General features: G+C 59.2%; 14 protein-coding genes and 1 pseudogene. 10 read left to right on the forward strand and 5 right to left on the reverse strand.

Annotated features, from left to right (window positions below; all coding sequences use genetic code 11):
- Nucleotides 1-251 precede the first annotated feature (251 nt).
- From AC07VF_RS05075 to AC07VF_RS05120, 10 genes and pseudogenes are all read left to right on the forward strand, one after another.
- Nucleotides 252-2918: an NHL repeat-containing protein gene (locus AC07VF_RS05075; protein WP_495009781.1), complete on the forward strand. Its 2667-nt coding sequence runs from the start codon at nt 252-254 to the stop codon at nt 2916-2918.
- Nucleotides 2919-3230: 312 nt separating this feature from the next.
- Nucleotides 3231-3329, forward strand: a pseudogene (locus AC07VF_RS05080) (MurR/RpiR family transcriptional regulator); the annotation flags it as partial.
- A gap of 254 nt (nt 3330-3583) precedes the next feature.
- Entirely contained in the window at nt 3584-4894 is a 1311-nt protein-coding gene (locus AC07VF_RS05085) for a hypothetical protein (RefSeq protein ID WP_495009782.1), read from the forward strand.
- A gap of 284 nt (nt 4895-5178) precedes the next feature.
- A complete protein-coding gene (locus tag AC07VF_RS05090; RefSeq protein WP_495009783.1) occupies nt 5179-6030 on the forward strand; it encodes a MurR/RpiR family transcriptional regulator in 852 nt (283 codons plus the stop codon).
- A gap of 89 nt (nt 6031-6119) precedes the next feature.
- Nucleotides 6120-6674 carry a D-alanyl-D-alanine dipeptidase gene (ddpX, locus tag AC07VF_RS05095; protein WP_495009784.1) on the forward strand — a complete coding sequence of 185 codons (555 nt, stop codon included), beginning with the start codon at nt 6120-6122 and terminating at the stop codon, nt 6672-6674.
- 202 nt (nt 6675-6876) lie between these two features.
- Nucleotides 6877-8433: an ABC transporter substrate-binding protein gene (locus AC07VF_RS05100; RefSeq protein WP_495009785.1), complete on the forward strand. Its 1557-nt coding sequence runs from the start codon at nt 6877-6879 to the stop codon at nt 8431-8433.
- Nucleotides 8434-8556: 123 nt separating this feature from the next.
- Entirely contained in the window at nt 8557-9573 is a 1017-nt protein-coding gene (locus AC07VF_RS05105; protein WP_495009786.1) for an ABC transporter permease, read from the forward strand.
- Nucleotide 9574: 1 nt separating this feature from the next.
- Entirely contained in the window at nt 9575-10474 is a 900-nt protein-coding gene (gene ddpC, locus AC07VF_RS05110) for a D,D-dipeptide ABC transporter permease (RefSeq protein ID WP_192172213.1), read from the forward strand.
- A 2-nt stretch (nt 10475-10476) separates the two neighbouring features.
- A complete protein-coding gene (locus AC07VF_RS05115; protein WP_495009787.1) occupies nt 10477-11511 on the forward strand; it encodes an ABC transporter ATP-binding protein in 1035 nt (344 codons plus the stop codon).
- Nucleotides 11508-12491: an oligopeptide/dipeptide ABC transporter ATP-binding protein gene (locus tag AC07VF_RS05120; protein ID WP_495009788.1), complete on the forward strand. Its 984-nt coding sequence runs from the start codon at nt 11508-11510 to the stop codon at nt 12489-12491. The genes AC07VF_RS05115 and AC07VF_RS05120 overlap by 4 nt, the downstream gene beginning before the upstream one ends.
- A 70-nt stretch (nt 12492-12561) precedes the next feature.
- Here the strand turns inward: AC07VF_RS05120 and AC07VF_RS05125 are convergent, their stop codons facing one another.
- From AC07VF_RS05125 to urtC, 5 genes are all read right to left on the reverse strand, one after another.
- Nucleotides 12562-12909, reverse strand: a complete 348-nt coding sequence (locus AC07VF_RS05125) for an FmdB family zinc ribbon protein (RefSeq protein ID WP_192172210.1) — start codon at nt 12907-12909, stop codon at nt 12562-12564.
- Nucleotides 12910-12986: 77 nt separating this feature from the next.
- Entirely contained in the window at nt 12987-14216 is a 1230-nt protein-coding gene (gene fmdA / locus AC07VF_RS05130; RefSeq protein WP_495009789.1) for a formamidase, read from the reverse strand.
- Nucleotides 14217-14274: 58 nt separating this feature from the next.
- Nucleotides 14275-14964: an urea ABC transporter ATP-binding subunit UrtE gene (urtE, locus tag AC07VF_RS05135; protein ID WP_282370635.1), complete on the reverse strand. Its 690-nt coding sequence runs from the start codon at nt 14962-14964 to the stop codon at nt 14275-14277.
- Between the two features lie 10 nt (nt 14965-14974).
- The gene (gene urtD, locus AC07VF_RS05140) at nt 14975-15736 is read right to left on the reverse strand and encodes an urea ABC transporter ATP-binding protein UrtD (protein WP_495009790.1); all 762 of its coding nucleotides are present in this window, start codon (nt 15734-15736) and stop codon (nt 14975-14977) included.
- A complete protein-coding gene (gene urtC, locus AC07VF_RS05145) occupies nt 15733-16914 on the reverse strand; it encodes an urea ABC transporter permease subunit UrtC (RefSeq protein WP_495009791.1) in 1182 nt (393 codons plus the stop codon). Before urtC ends, urtD begins: the two co-directional genes overlap by 4 nt.
- Between the last annotated feature and the right edge of the window lie 21 nt (nt 16915-16935).

Raw genomic sequence — 16935 nt, forward strand, 5'->3', positions numbered from 1 at the left:
CTCGTTGCGAGCAGTGGTACGTTGCAAGATAAAAGGGAATAGTACGGTAATCCTTATTTCGGTTATTTATAAGCATTTAGATTGTTTGGAAGTAAGTTCAATTGCGAACCGCACTATCAATTTCCAAGCTGATGTATTCAAAGGGATTTTCTAATTCACAATAAATCACGTGGATTTCATCCTGTTTGAATGTGATCAGCGCCAGGCGCTAGGCTCTGGAAACCGCAAACACATTCAAAGGATGAAAAGTCATGGGTAACGACAATCGCAACGGAAGCACCACTTCTGCCAACGCCGCGCATGTTGCTGGCGATCAGGATCTACAATTCGGAGGTAGTGGTTATGTCAGATATATTCGTGATCCGTTTATCACTGATCCAACGACGGATACTGATCAAAGGATGTATGTCATTACCTACGGGACGAGTGCCAGTAACCCAAGTGTGATAGTTGGCCGGTTGCCGACGGGTGCTGTTGATCCTGCTTTTGGGAACTTAATCCTTCCATCTGTCGATGGCAGTTTGAGCGCCGTCATGGATGTTCAGGGGCTGATTTTTAATAACAACGGCAAAATCACCTGTGTTGGCATTACGGAACTTAATACCGGATCCGCTAGATATTTCCAACCTGCGGCGCTCCGTATTACCACCTCAGGCACCTCTGCTGCAATAGATGAGAGTTTCGGGGATAAGGGGCGGAAGATATACGAGGTCGACTTGTCTAAAGAAGCGGCCGGCTACGGCGTTGATTTATCTCACCCTGACGACCCGCGTGCTCCACACACTCAAGCTGTTTCTCATGGATTCGGCTCTATCCGGCGCACTGTACAGTCAGGTGGAAATATACTTTTCTGTTGCAGTCTCTACAAATACAACACCCAGGTTACTTCTTACCATCTGGTAAAAATTGAAGAGAACGGCGCTCCGGTGCCTGGGTTTGGGACAAACGGCGTCTTGACGATACCTGCGGCAAGTCCAGAACGCAGGCTGCAATGGTTAGACTACGGGATTGATAGCAATGGGAGCATCACGCTTGCTGGCAGGGGGCAAGGTGTCAATGCTACAGAGGGGGTCCTGGCTCGATATGCCTCGGACGGTAAACTCGATTCCGGCTTCGGCAATAGCGGTGAGCAGATCATCAAGATCGAAGGGGCCAATGTTTCTGTTAAAGAAGCCAAGGTCCTGGATGGCGGCGAAGTCATCGTCTTGCTTGCCGTGGATTACCTACAGTCGCAGGGAGGCGTAGAATTTGGTGTCATGAAGCTGGACAAGAACGGGAAGGAGGATGCAAGTTTCAATGATGGTAAAGCGCTTTTATTGAGTGAACTGGGCGGCATGAACGATGCGTTTGTGTCCATGGAGTTGGATAAACAAAAACGAATTATCGTGGTTGGACAGGATGCCGTATCGAAGCAGCATGCACGCATGACGAGGATAATGCCTGATGGGACCCTGGACAGCGAGTTTGGTATTAACGGTTCCAGAACCTATAACAATCTTAATGGGTTCCGCAGGCTGGGGATTCAAAAAGGTACGGATATACTTGCAAGTGCTCAGGATCCGAATTTCGTTCTGCCCAACGAACTTTTGCTCTGCAGGTTTTTCGGGGAAGCAGGCAGTGAAAACCCTCCCGCCTCTCGGGCGGGTGGAGAGCTGGACCCCTACTTCTTTTTTAGCGGTCCAGTCCCTGTGGCAGTATTCATCGATCCAAATCCGGATGCGGGTCAACGATTCTACGTGGTCGGCGAAGGGCGTCTACCTAGAAAGAATAGCGGCCGAGAGGAACAAACTCTAGAGAGGAAAAGCTGGATCTCTCGCTACAACGCCGACGGTTCTCTGGATACCTCCTTCAATGGCGGGAGGCTGGAGTTACCGTCGTTGCTGGTTGGAATCGCCGAATCCGCATACATCGTCATTGACGGCATGATCTTTGATTCGGATGGGTCGATTACCTGTGTGGGGGACGCCATAGCCATCTCCAACGATCCCGGTTATTACACTTCCTCTGCAGCACTGCGGCTCACTTCAACAGGGGAACTGGACCAAAACTTCGGCAGTACCGGTAATGGCACAGCTATCTTTGAAAACCGCCAGCCATTTCCATTTAGCGACCCCTCAAATGAGATAAATCTTCGCTTTGCTACCTTTCGACAGAGTGAAAGAAAAGGGGCAGGCGGTAGCTTTTTCCTGTCGAGCATCCCAAGCAATGCCGACCGTCCTGAATATTATTCGGCGAACTATCTTGTCAAAATAACGTCGGACGGATTACCGGATACGGGGTTTCACGGCAGCGGCTTTCTCAAACTGGATTCGAAAACCATAGGTAACAACTGGACTGACTATGGTGTAGATGACCAGGGAAGACTCATTGCGATTGGGGAGACCACTTCGGACGGTACAGTTCAGGGTGTGGTGGTCAGGTTCACGCCCAATGGCACACTTGATTCGACCTTTGGTTCCGGCGGAAGAGTCATCATTACCGGCCAGGGCGGTCGGCATAGATTGCTGCAGCTTGATGTCTCAGCTGACGGCAAAAGTACGGTGCTCCTTACCTTTACTGAACAAGGCGACGACAAGATTGCGCTGATGAGACTGGCCGACAATGGCGCTGCCGACGGCACATTCAATAATGGGAACCCGCTTGTAATAGATTCTGTGGCCACCTATACGACCATGCAAGTTGACGGTGAAGGGCGTTATCTCATTGCTAAATCCGGCAATGGAGAAATTCAGCCTCGTCTATTCAGGGTAACCGCCAATGGCTCGATAGATACTGGTTTTGAAGCAAATGGCTCAGTCGAGTTTCCGGAACTGACGGTGTTGGAGCTGTACGCGGTTCAAAACGGAACGGATCTGCTGGCTGCAGCTTTCAAGTTCAACACAGCAAGAGAATCATTTGCCCGGATTCTCGGGTCATGAGTGCAGCTATTCTGTTGCAGGGCCTTCAGTGTTCACACTGACCCAACAGGGGAATCGCCGCGAAGTCTGGCTGATAGCCAGATATTTAAGGATGAATAGTCGTCCAGAGGAAGAAGGTAAAAACATGCTGTTGCTTACGACGGTCTCCGTGGATCGGCGAGATATTCGCCCTGCGCGGATTTCGTCGAAGCCAGTGGTCAAGTTTGGGGCTCAAACCTGCAGATGTCTGGCCTGAAGTGGTCTTTCCGCAGACCGGTCCGCTCCTGCACGGTCATCCTGTATCATGAATATCCCCCGCCTGCCCCCCCCCAGGGCGATGCGCTGGAACGCTCGATGAACTGTGAGGTGGAAGCGATCCTGCGGGTCTACGCCCTGGCCCGTGGCGAAACCTTTGCTCGTATCGTCGAGCGCGGCTGCACAGCCCCGACGCGTTGACTGCTAGAACAGATACTCGTGAGTGGCTTGCCATTTATTGCGATGTTTATTTGCTGCCTAGATTGAATCGAAGTTGCCATAATCGCGATTCGCTATAACCGATGCTAACACTTTGTTTGTATTCGATATTTTCAGTTCTGTATTGAAAATATGAACGATCTCGCTAAGTGGACGGAGATGTAGATTGGGGATAGTCTTTGGTTTCAATAAATCCTCAAGGAAGAACGATCATGAGTGATAAGAAAGCGAATCCTGCCAATGCTGCTCATCAAGCGGGCGATCGAGATGTTGAATTCAACGGTAGTGGTTATATTCTAAACCCCTATCAACTGTATGTGTCTGATCCGCGAAGTGAGAGTGACCAAGGTTTTTACGAAATTCAAAATGGTCAAAGGGGATCCCAGAACGGTAATATCGGCCGTCATAAGTCTGATGGAACATTGGATCATGATTTTGGCAATGGGGGGCGCTTCACGTATCCATTTATGGACGACCTTTACCCCACCGTTCTGGACAGCGAAGGTTTTATTTTCAGCACTGATCAAAAGGAGACAACTATCACCTGCGTCGGGGTTTCAGAGTTCCTGAAGCCAGAAGGTACCGGTTCTCTGGTGAACGTTCCGGCCGCCATTCGGATATTCGCAACTGGCAAGCCAGATATCAAGTTCGGTAAAGACGGCAAGCAGTTGTTTAAGTTAAAGGTAGACGGTGAAGCCGACACCTCCACAAAGGAATACTTCTCCCCTTGGAATTCCGTCCGCGCGTCCGTGCGGCAACAGGATGGCAGCGTCCTATTTCCGTGCAGACTCATCAATAGCCAAGTGGCTACCTTTCACCTTGTAAAATTCGACGTTGACGGCCTTCCGGTTAAGGGTTTTGGCGATAACGGGGTTAAAGCGATTACGCCCACGTCTGATCTTTGGGCAGACTATGCAGCGGGCAGCGACGGCAGTGTCACACTGGCGGGTCATTTCAACAATGGCAGGGTCTTGGGCGTTGTCTCCCGATATACCTCGGCCGGCGAGCTCGACACGCAGTTTGCGGGGGGGCGCAAAATTATCGATCTTCCCCAGTTGCCCGGCGTCACCAGCATCCTGCTAAAAAAGGTCTTTTACGGGGATGATGGCGGCGTAACGCTTCAGGCGAATATTCAAGACAGTGACGGCAAGAATAAGTTGGTGATTATCAAGCTGACTCAATACGGCGAGTATGATCCAGCGTTCCAGGGTGGGCAGCCATTGGTCGTCAGTGAAGTTGATACGTCGCTTCAGTCCTTTGCTCTGATGGCGGTCGACGATCAACAGCGTGTGGTCATCTCATATGGTCAAACATCGTCTGATGTCCGATTAATCCGGTTGCTGAAAGACGGGAATCGTGACTTGGCGTTTGGTTCAGACGGTTCAGTGGTCCATCCAAACATCGGACCGGCCACTGAGCTTATCATCCAGAACGGAGTGGATATCCTGTTGAAGGCCTTCTACCGGGAGAATGGAAATGATCGCGCTGTGCTTTTCCGATTCTTCGGCGAGAGCGCGGCATAAATAGATACCCTCTCAGAATGGGTTCATTTGTGATTGCAGTGCGCTTTTGCAGATGAACCCTTGTTTTGTGAAAAATACAGGTAGCCGTTTTTCGCCCCGAAAACGCGCATCCTCCGCAACCTCGCACCACCCTGAAACACGCCGCTTTCCCCCTCGCCAATCTCTTAAAATAATCATTGTGCCATCTCGAAACACGATGTTATGTTGCTAACATCCTGTTGCAAAATGACCGCCGGATAACATTATCCCGGTCCACGCAACCCGGCTCCATCAGCGGAATTCCCATGGAAAAGCGTCCCTTCCTCGATGCACTGGAACAGCGGTTCAGCGATCTGACGCCGACGGGTAAGCGCATCGCCGGCTACCTGCTGGCCAATCCGCAAAAGCTGCCGTTCGAAACCGCTGACAGCATCGCCCAGCAGACCGGGACCACCGGCATTTCAGTCGGGCGGTTTCTGCGTTCGCTGGGCTATCGCAACATCGACGACGTCAAACAGAGCCTGCGCGGCGACAGCGCCAGCCCTTGGGTGATCACTGATCGGCTCGGCGCCTTTCGTGAAGAAAACACCCAGGGCGATGCGCTGGAACGCTCGATGAACCGTGAGCTGGAAGCGATCCAGCGGGTCTACGCCCTGGCCCGTGGCGAGGCCTTCGCCCGCATCGTTGAGCGGCTGCACAGCGCCGACGCGGTGTTCATCGTCGGCATCCAGACCACCCGCGGCATCCTCAACGCGTTTTTCAGTCACCTGGAGTACATCCGCCCGAAGGTGTACTACGTCGACGGTTTGTCCGGCACCTACGCCGAATCACTCAACTCGCAATTTGAGAACCCTTACGCCGTGATCGCCGACTTCCGAACCTATTCCGCCGTGACGCGGACCTTCTGCGAAGTCGCCCATCAACAGAACGTAGGCCTGGCGTTTATCACCGACTTTCACTGCCCATGGGCCAGGGATTACCCGAGCGATCTGCTGCAGCTCAATTCCGATGTGGGGCAGTTCTGGGATTCCCTGGCGCCGCTGACCTGCCTGTTCAATCTGATGGTGTCGGCGGTGGCCGATAAATACGGCGACCGCCTCGACCAGAGGCTGGCGAAGAACCGTGAGCTGCAACAACTGTTTGGCCAGTTTGAATAGATAAGGCTTCCCGGCTAAAGCCGGTCCTACGGGGGAAGCATCGCCCCCAACACATGATGAATGAACACGCTGATCTGGAGTGCCGTTACGTGAATAGCCCCCTCGTCGAAGTCGATGCCCACGCGCTGCAGGTCGAGGTCGACCTGATCTACGCCGGCGTCGACAACCTCGCCGGCAAGCAGATTTACCAGGACCCGCGCTGCCTGCTGCATCGCGACGCCGAGCGCTGTCTGCGCAAGGCCAGCACCCTGGCGCGCCAGTCCGGGTTGCGCCTGCGCATCTTCGACGCCTATCGCCCGGCGTACGCGCAATACCTGCTGTGGCAGGCGCTGCCCAACCCCGAATACGTGCGCGCCCCCAGCCTGGGTTCCCACCACACCCGGGGCGTGGCCGTGGACCTGACCCTGATCGACGCCAGCGGCAACGCCCTGGACATGGGCACCGGCTTCGACGACATGCGCGAGCAGTCCCATCAGTTCTTCGCTGATCTGCCCGCCGACATACAGCGGAACCGCCTGCTGTTGCTGGGGATCATGCTGGCGGCAGGCTTCACCTACATCGACAGCGAGTGGTGGCACTACGAACTGCCGAACGCCGAGGACTACCCCTTAATCGACGACGGCTCGATCCAGCCCGCTCACTAAAAACGCATCACGCATCACGTATCACGCAACACCGCACACGACCGGGACAACCATGAATCCCGGCTGAACCTGGCGTCACCCGACCTCGCAAGAGCAGGGCGCGCCATTTCGCAGGCCTGAGGCCTGTGAGCTTGAACTGCCCGGTATAGCTTCAATAACAAACCTGACGAACTTTCAGACATCGAACGATCAAGGAACCGGCATGAAATCAATCCTTACCCCACGCACGCTGGCGATGGCAGTCCTCTGCACCGCCATGGGCCTCGGCGCCTGGCAATCGGCCAGCGCAGCCGTGCCCCAGGACACCCTGATGATCGGCAAACCGTCCGACCCGCAGACCCTCGACCCGGCCGTGACCATCGACAACAACGACTGGACCGTGACCTACCCGGCGTACCAGCGGCTGGTGACCTACAAGGTCGAAAACGGCAAGGGCAGCACCGAAGTGGCAGGGGAGCTGGCCAGCAGCTGGACCACCTCGGCGGACAACCTGACCTGGGAATTCAAGCTCAAGCCCGGCAACAAATTCGATGACGGCGCCGAGGTCAACGCCGAGGCGGTGAAGTTCTCCTTTGACCGGGTGATGAAGCTCAAGCAAGGTCCGTCCGGCGCCTTCCCCGAGGACATGGCCGTGTCGGTGGTCGATCCGCTGACCGTGCGCTTCACCCTGAAAGCGCCATACGCGCCGTTCCTCTCCACGCTGGCCCACAACGGCGCGGCGATCATCAACCCGGACGTTGCGAAGAAAACCGAAGGCGCGGACGCCTACCTGTCCAACCACACCGCAGGTTCGGGCGCGTTCAAGCTGGTCAACTGGCAGAAAGGCCAGACCCTGACCATGGAGCAGAACAGCTACTACGCCGGTCCCAAGCCGAGCCTGAAAAAAGTCGTGGTGAAGATCATCGGCGAGGCCTCCGTGCGTCGTCTGCAGCTGGAACACGGTGACCTGGACATCATCGAAGACATGCCCGAAGACCAGCTCGAAGCGCTGGCGAAAAAATCCGGCATCGTCGTCGGCGACTACCCGTCGCTGCGGGTGACGCTGCTGTACCTCAACACCCAGAAAGCGCCGATGAATAACCCCGATGCGCGGCGCGCAATTGTCGAATCCCTGGACTACGACGGCATCATCAACGGCATCCTGAAAGGCAAAGCCAAGCCGCTGAACGGGCCGATCCCTCAGGGCATGTGGGCCTACGACGAGAAGCTGCCGGCGTTCAAGCAGGATATGGAAAAGGCCAAAGCCGATCTTGGGAAAGTGTCGCCGAAGGTCAGCAACCTGACGTTCATGTACTCCGACAAAGACCCGAACTGGGAGCCCATCGGCCTGACCCTGCAGGCTGGCCTGCAACCGCTGGGCGTCAACCTCAAGCTGGAAAAACTCGCCAACGCCAGCATGCGTGAGCGCCTGGGCACCGGTGATTTCGACATCGCCATCGGCTCGTGGAGCCCGGACTTCGCCGACCCCTACATGTTCATGAACTTCTTCTTCGACTCGAAGCTGAAAGGCCTGGCCGGCAACCGTTCGTTCTACGACAACCCGGCGGTGGACAAGCTGATTCGGGAATCGGCGACTACCAACGACATGGCCAAGCGCACCGAGCTGTATCAGCAGGCGCAGAAGATCGTGCTCAACGACAGCGTCTACGCCTACCTGTATCAGAAGGCCTACACCTTGCCGATGAGCGAGAAGGTCAAGGGCTACGTGTTCAACCCGATGCTGGAACAGGTGTTCAACGTCGGCACGATCACCAAGTAAGCGCTGCATCCCGTAAATCGCTGTGACTCACAGGGCCCTGCAAGGGAGGCGGGGCCCGGTGAAGCAGCGCTGTGTCCGCGAGCTGTTTCGCGTTATTGATCGACTGCGTGACCGAGGTGCCCCATGGCCTTCCTGAATATGCTGCGCAAACGCCTGGGCGGCCTGCTGCTGGTGGTGTTCGGCGTTTCTCTGATTACCTTTTCCATCTCGCACCTGATTCCGGGCGACCCCGCGCGACTGATCGCCGGGGACCGCGCCACCGACGCCATCGTCGACAACATCCGCCATCAGTTGGGGCTGGATCTGCCGCTGTATCAACAATACGGCCGCTACATGCTCGACCTGCTGCACGGCGACCTGGGCACGTCGATTCGCACCCATCGCCCCGTGCTCGAAGATTTGCAGGCGTTCTTCCCGGCGACGCTGGAACTGGCGCTGGCGGCCCTGACCCTGTCGATTCTGGTGGGTGTGCCGTTGGGCGTACTCTCGGCGGTGTACCACAACCGCTTCATCGACCAGGTCGCGCGAACCCTGGCGGTGACCGGGATTTCGACCCCGGCGTTCTGGCTGGGGCTGGGCCTGATCGTGCTGTTTTACGGCCATTTGAACTGGCTGCCCGGCAGCGGTCGTCTTGACGAAGGGCTGGACCCGCCCCGAACCGTTACCGGGTTCTACCTGATCGACACGCTGCTGGAGGGCGACACCGGGCTGTTTTTCAACGCCGTGCAGCACCTGATTCTGCCGGCCATCACCCTGGGCTTCGTCAACCTCGGCGTCGTCGCGCGGCAGATCCGTTCGGCGATGCTCGACCAGCTTGGCGAAGACTACATCCGCACCGCCCGGGCCTACGGGCTGTCGAAGTGGGCGGTAATTCTGCGTCACGCCTTGCCCAACGCGCTGATTCCCTCGGTCACCGTGCTGGGCCTGACCCTGGGCGACTTGCTCTATGGCGCGGTGCTCACAGAAACCGTGTTCGCCTGGCCGGGCATGGGCGCCTACGTGGTCAAGTCGATCCAGTCGCTGGATTTCCCGGCGGTCATGGGCTTCGCGATCATGGTCTCTTTCATTTACGTGCTGCTGAACATGGCGATCGATCTGCTGTACCGCCTGATCGATCCGCGCATTGGCGAGGTCAACTGACATGACGACTCCGATCACCGCGCCCGCCGTGGCGCCACTGCCGGCCGCCTCGCGCTGGCAGGACAAATGGGCCTACCTGGCCCATCAGATTCGCCGCAGTCCCCTGACCATGGCCGGGTTGCTGATTACCGTGATGGTGCTGTTGGTGATGGCCTTCGCGCCCTGGCTCGCGTCCCATGATCCCAACGCGCTGAACCTCACTCAGCGCCTGGCCGCGCCGTCCGCCGCCCATTGGTTCGGCACCGACGAAGTGGGCCGGGACCTGTTCAGCCGCGTGTTATACGGCAGCCGCCAATCCGTCGGCGTCGGTCTGTTTGTGGCCTTTGCCTCGTGCTTTGCCGGCGGCTTGCTGGGCTGCATGTCCGGCATCATCGGCGGGCGTTTCGACGGCCTGATCATGCGCCTGATGGACATCATGCTGTCGGTGCCTTCGCTGGTGCTGATCATGGCCCTGGCCGCGGCGCTGGGCCCGAGCCTGTTCAACGCCATGCTGGCGATCACGCTGGTGCGGATTCCGTTCTACGTGCGGCTGGCTCGGGGGCAAGCCCTGAGCATCCGCCAGATGGGTTACGTCAAGGCCGCCGAGACCTTCGGCGCCGGGCGCTGGCACATGGTCATCTGGCACGTGGCACGCAACGCCATGCCGCCGTTGCTGGTGCAACTGAGCCTGGACATCGGCAGCGCCATCCTCATGGCCTCGGCCCTGGGCTTCATTGGCCTGGGCGCGCAACAGCCGACGGCGGAGTGGGGCGCGATGGTCGCGACCGGGCGCAACTACATCCTCGATCAATGGTGGTACTCGACCTTTCCCGGCGTGGCGATTCTGATCACCGCCACCGGTTTCAACCTTTTGGGCGACGGCGTGCGTGACTTGCTCGACCCACGGCAGCAGGGGAAATGACCATGCAGGCTTCCGTTCAACAACCCCTTGCGGCGCAAGCGCCGGTCTTGGTCATCGACGACCTGCGCATCGAGTTCCCGGCGTACAAAAACACGGTCAAGGCCCTCAACGGCGTGTCGCTGCACGTCAATCCCGGCGAGATCGTCGGTGTGATTGGCGAGTCAGGCTCCGGCAAGTCGGTCACCGCGATGCTCAGCCTGCGCCTGCTGCCGGAGCGTTCCTATGACGTGAAAAGTGGCAGCCTGAGCATTCTGGGCCGCGACATGCTCACCGCCAAAGAGAAGGACCTGCTGAGTGTGCGTGGCCGTGACGCCGCGATGATCTTTCAGGAACCCATGACCGCGCTCAATCCGACCCGGCGCATCGGTCGGCAGATGCTTGACGTGATCATTCATCACCAGCGGCTGAGCAAGGCCGACGCCAAGGCCAAAGCCATCGCGTTGCTGCGGGACATGCACATCGCCGACCCCGAGCAGGTGATGAACAGCTACCCCTTCGAACTTTCCGGCGGCATGCGTCAGCGGGTGATGATCGCGCTGGCGTTTTCCTGCGACCCGCAATTGCTGATCGCCGACGAGCCGACCACCGCGCTGGACGTCACGGTGCAGCGGCAAGTGCTGTTGCTGCTGCGAGAAAAGGCCCGGGCGCGGGGCACGGCGATTCTGCTGATCACCCATGACATGGCGCTGGTGTCGCAGTTCTGCGACCGGGTGTACGTGATGTACACCGGCGCAGTGGTGGAGCAGGGCGTCACCGCGCAAGTGATGGCGGACCCCCGGCATCCGTACACCCAGGGCCTGCTCAGCGGATTGCCGGAGCAAGTCGAACCGGGCCAGGACCTGATGACCATTCCCGGACAGGTGCCCAATCTGTCGGCGTTGCCGGAAGGGTGCACGTTCCTGGATCGCTGCGCCCATGCCACAGCCCAATGCCTGCAACGCCCGCCGATGCAGACCATCGACGCCGCCGCCGACCGCAAAAGCGCCTGCTGGTTGAGCGCTCCTTCACACGCCACCCCACAGGAGTCGCGGCCATGATCCGTTCAGCCCTGCAGACCTTGCCCGGCGAAAGCCCGACCATCCTCGGTCTGCAAGATGTGCGCGTGCATTACCCGATGGGCAAGGACTGGCTCGGTCGTCCCAAGGCTTTGGCCCATGCCCTGAATGGCATCGATCTCCAGGTTCGTGCCGGCGAAACCCTCGGCGTGGTCGGCGAATCCGGCTGCGGCAAAAGCACCCTGGCGCAGTTGCTGATGGGCTTGATCAAGCCAACATCCGGGCGACTCGACTGGATCTACAACAGCGACAAGGAACGAAGCAGCAACGTGCAGATTGTGTTTCAGGACCCGCAGTCGTCCCTCGACCCCAGGCTGCCGGTGTGGAAAGTGATCACCGAGCCGTTGTTCGTTCAGCGATCGGCGCCGCGCCACGACATGCGTGGCATCGCGGAGAAGGTGGCGGCTCAGGTGGGTATTCGCACGGAATACCTTGATCGCTTTCCTCATCAGTTTTCCGGTGGACAGCGTCAGCGGATTGCGATTGCCCGGGCCTTGTCGTCCAATCCGGACATCATCGTCCTCGACGAGCCGACCTCGGCGCTGGATATTTCGGTGCAGGCGCAAATCCTCAATCTGCTGGCCCAGCTGCAACGCACTCGCGACCTGACCTACATCCTGATTTCCCACAACGTCTCGGTGGTGCGGCACATGGCTGACCGGGTGGCGGTGATGTACCTGGGGCAGATTGTGGAGTTGGGTTCGGCGGCGGAAGTGCTGGAGCGGCCGCGTCATCCGTACACGCAGCTGTTGCTGGAGGCTGTGCCGAGGCTGGGGGTGCCGGTGGACGACGCGCAGGTGTCGGCGCCGACCGAGCTGCCGGGCAACCGCACGTTGCCGACCGGATGTTACTTTCGCGACCGCTGCCCGAAAGCCACCCACGGCTGCGAAAAGCCCCAGGCGTTATTACCGGTAAAAGGCGCTGGGGAATCGGTGCGCTGTCATCTGGTGTCGCAGCACTGATGCGCGGCCGCTCGCCCCTTTACTGCCCCCTTTACCTGATGTGAAGGGGCCAATTGGCCCCATGAGTCGATCAATGGCTGATCATCCACGGTCGGCCCGCCGGCTTGCCTTTCAGGGCGTGGGGATTGGCTTTGGTGGGTTGGAGTCTTTTCGTCGGGCCGCAGCAACTGCAGCCGCTGGGGTGCCCCCGGCTCTCTTTGTACTGGTCCATGGTTTTTGGCGCGTGGGCGCTTTGCTCGTTCCGGGCGATGGCGGTGCGGGTGTTGCCGGCCATCGTGCTCAGCCCCGGCGCGGACAGAATCACCCGCAGGCTCGATGCGCCGCACGCCGGGCACTCGCACGGCAGCGCGCTCTCGGCCATGGGCCGCAGCGAAGTGAAATCCCCGCAGTCAGGGCAGTCGTATTCGTACAGGGGCATGGCTCAAATCCTTTAATCGGCGTGGGTTCTGCAGGCGCGGATTCATTCGCGCCTGCAGGTCGGGAGTCAGCCCGGCGTTATTTATCCTGCGCGATCGGCAAGTCCACGGTGCCGTGGATGAATTTTATCGGGCCGTTGGCGTTGGGGTTGATGTCGAATTTGAAGATCTCGGTCGGCAGCCACAAGGTGGCGCACGCGTTGGGGATGTCGACCACGCCGCTGATGTGACCCTGCACCGGTGCCGAGCCCAACAGCGAATAACCCTGGGCCGGGGAGTAACCGAACTTGGTCATGTAGTTGATCGCGTTCAGGCACGCTTGGCGGTAGGCGACGTTGACGTCCAGGTAGTGCTGCTGGCCGGCTTCGTCGACCGAGATGCCTTCGAAGATCAGGTAGTTGTTGTAGTTCGGCACGATGGGGCTGGGCTTGAAGACCGGGTTTTTGATCCCGTATTTGGCCATGCCGTCCTTGATCAGCTCGACGCGCATGTGCACCCAGCCGGCCATTTCGATGGCGCCGCAGAAGGTGATTTCGCCGTCGCCCTGGCTGAAGTGCAGGTCGCCCACGGACAGACCCGCGCCGTCGACGTAGACCGGGAAGAACACTTTCGAGCCCCGGGACAAGTCCTTGATGTCGCAGTTGCCGCCGTGCTCACGGGGCGGCACGGTGCGTGCGCCCGTGGCGGCGGCCAGGTCGCGGGCCGGGCCTTTGAGTTTGCCCAGGTGCGCCGTGCTGGCGCAGGGCGGACAGGCCAGGGCCGGGACGCGGTCCGGGTCGGTGTCGATCAGTTCCTGTTCGCGGCGGTTCCACTCGGCGAGCATCTTGTGGTCCGGAAGACAGCCGATCAGGCCGGGGTGAATCAAGCCTGCGAACTCGACGCCGGGGATGTGCCGGGAGCTGGTCATCATGCCTTTGAAATCCCAGATGGATTTCTGCGCCAGGGGGAAATGCTCGGTGAGAAAGCCGCCGCCGTTCTGTTTGGAAAAGAAGCCGTTGAAGCCCCATTGCGAATCGGCTCGGGCGCCGATGTCCAGCAGCTCCACCACCAGCAGGTCGCCGGGCTGGGCGCCATGTACACCGACCGGCCCGGACAGGTAATGCACGGTGGTCAGGTCGACGTCGCGCACGTCGCTGGCATCGTCGTCGTTCTTGATCGCGCCAGCGGTCCAGTCGTAGGTTTCGAGGATGAAATCATCCCCCGGCTTGACCCAGCAGGCCATCGGGATGTCCGGGTGCCAGCGGTTGTGGATCTGCTCGTTTTCGGTGACAGGCTGGTTGAGGTCGACTTTGATCAAGGTATCGGTCATGGGGGTTCTCCTTGGGTTCTCGGTAGGTGCTAATGACGCTGCATGTCTCCGGGCCTTGCTACACCGACAAATACCGACTGATCGTCGCTTCATCGACATTGGCGCGGGTTTCTTCGATGACGAAGCGGCCTTTCTCGATCACCAGCAAGCGGTCGGCGATTTCCAGGGTGAAGGACAGCACCTGCTCCGAGACGATGATCGTCAGGTTGCGCAGGGTGCGGATCTCTTTGAGGCTGCGGGCGATGTCCTTGATGATCGACGGCTGGATGCCTTCGGTGGGCTCGTCGAGCAACAACACCTTGGGATTGGTCGCCAGGGCCCGGGCGATGGCCAGCTGCTGTTGCTGGCCGCCGGACAGGTTGCCGCCGCGTCGGCCGCGCATGTCGAACAGCACCGGAAACAGCGCGTACAGGTCTTCCGGTACCTTGCCGCCGGCCGAGGCGGGGAGGCCGGTCTGGATGTTTTCCAGCACGCTCATCGACGGAAAAATCATCCGCCCCTGTGGCACGTAGGCCATGCCCTCGGCGACACGGTTGTGGGTTTCCATGGCGGACACGTCCACGCCGTCCAGCTGAACCTGGCCGCCCCATTGCGGCAGGATGCCCATCAGGCTTTTGAACAGCGTGGTCTTGCCCATGCCGTTGCGGCCCATCACCGCGACGATTTCCTGCTTCTGCACCGAGAGGCTCAGGTCGTGGAGGACCTGACTCTGGCCATAACCACACGCCAGCTGCTGGATGTTGAACATGCTGCGCTCCTCAATGGCCCAGATAGACTTCGATGACTTTCGGGTTGTTCTGCGCCGACTCCATGCTGCCTTCGGCCAGTACCTTGCCCTGATGCAGCACGGTGACCTTGTGGGCGATGCTCTTGACGAACTCCATGTCGTGCTCGATCACCAGCACCGAACGGCCCTGGCTGATGCGATTCAACAGGTCGGCGGTTTGCGCCCGCTCGCTGACGCTCATGCCCGCCACCGGCTCGTCGAGCATCAGCAGTTCCGGGTCCTGCATCAGCAACATGCCGATCTCCAGCCACTGCTTCTGGCCGTGGGATAACAGGCCCGCCTGCTGCTGCAGCCGGTCACCGAGGAAGATGTCGGCGGCCACTTGATTGACCCGGTCCAGCACCTCTTGGGTGCGCTTGAAGAACAGCGCGCCGAAGACCGAGCGCCCCGCCGGAAACGACATCTCCAGGTTCTCGAACACGCTCAGGTTGTCGTAGATCGACGGCGTCTGGAACTTGCGTCCGACCCCGGCACGGACGATGTCGTACTCGTTCATGGTGGTCAGCTCGCGGTCCTTGAACTGGATGCTGCCGCCCGTGGCCCGGGTCTTGCCGCAGATCAGGTCGAGCACCGTGGTCTTCCCTGCGCCGTTGGGGCCGATCACCACCCGCACTTCGTTGCGGTCGATGTACAGGTTGAGGTCATCCACCGCCTTGAAACCGTCGAAGGACACGGTCAGGCCCTCAATGGCCAGGACCGGTTTGTTCATCTGAAAGCCTGTCGGGCGGGTCATGGCTGAATCTCCAGCGGGCTGGCGGCTTTCTTGTCAGCGGGGGCGGGGGGTGGCGTGATGACCGGGGCCGGGGAGGCAATCACCGGTGCCGGCTTGCGCGTGAAGCCCGCCAACCATTTGCGCCCGTGGCTCTCCCACAAACCGGCCAGGCCGTTGGGGAAATACATGACCACAGCGATGAACAGCCCGCCCATGAGGTACAGCCACAATTCGGGGAACGACTCGGAGAAATAGGTCTTGCCGTAGTTCACCAGCAGCGAGCCGTACACCGCGCCCAGCAGCGACATGCGCCCACCGACGGCGGCGAAGATCACCATCTCGATGGACGGCACGATGCCCACGAACGAGGGCGACATGAACCCCACCTGCAAGGCGAACATGGCCCCGCCGATGGCCGAGAAACACGCCGCGACGCAGTACACGAAGACCTTGAACGCCGCCACGTCGTAACCGGAAAACCGCACCCGCTCTTCCTTGTCGCGCATGGCCATCAGCAGCCGGCCGAGTTTGGAATGGAGGATGAATTTGCCGAACAGGATGCAGGCGAACAGCAGGCCTGCGTTGATGAAGTACAACAGCAGTTTGGCGCTGTCGCTGCGGATGTCCCACCCCAGCAGGGTCTTGAGATCGGTGATGCCGTTGATCCCGCCGGTCAGGCCTTGCTGGCCGATGATCAGCACCGTGAGGATCAACGCGATGGCCTGGGTGACGATGGAAAAATACACATCGCCCACCCGGCGTCTGAACAGCGCGACGCCAATGATCAACGCCAGCAGCACCGGCAACACGATGACCGCCATCACCGTGAACGTGAAGCTGTGAAACGGCACCCACAGCCAGGGCAGTTCGGTGATCTGGTTCCAGTCCATGAAGTCCGGAATGCCCGGGGTCGACTGGATTTTGGTGCTCTCCGGATCAGATGCTTCCAGCTTGAGAAACATCGCCATGCAGTAGCCGCCCAGGCCGAAGAACACCCCTTGCCCCAGGCTGAGAATGCCGCCGTACCCCCAGCACAACACCAGGCCCACGGCAACGAACGCGTAGGTCAGGTATTTGCCGACCATGTTCAGGCGAAAGGCGTCCAGAGTCAGGGGGAAGACCACCAGGATCAGGGCCGCGAGGATCAGCAGGCCGACCACGCCCTGGCGTCCACCGAGCATTTTATTTAGCGCGTTCATGGGGCTACCTCTCTGGCGCAC

It is taken from the genome of Pseudomonas sp. GW821-FHT02H06, assembly GCF_059421525.1.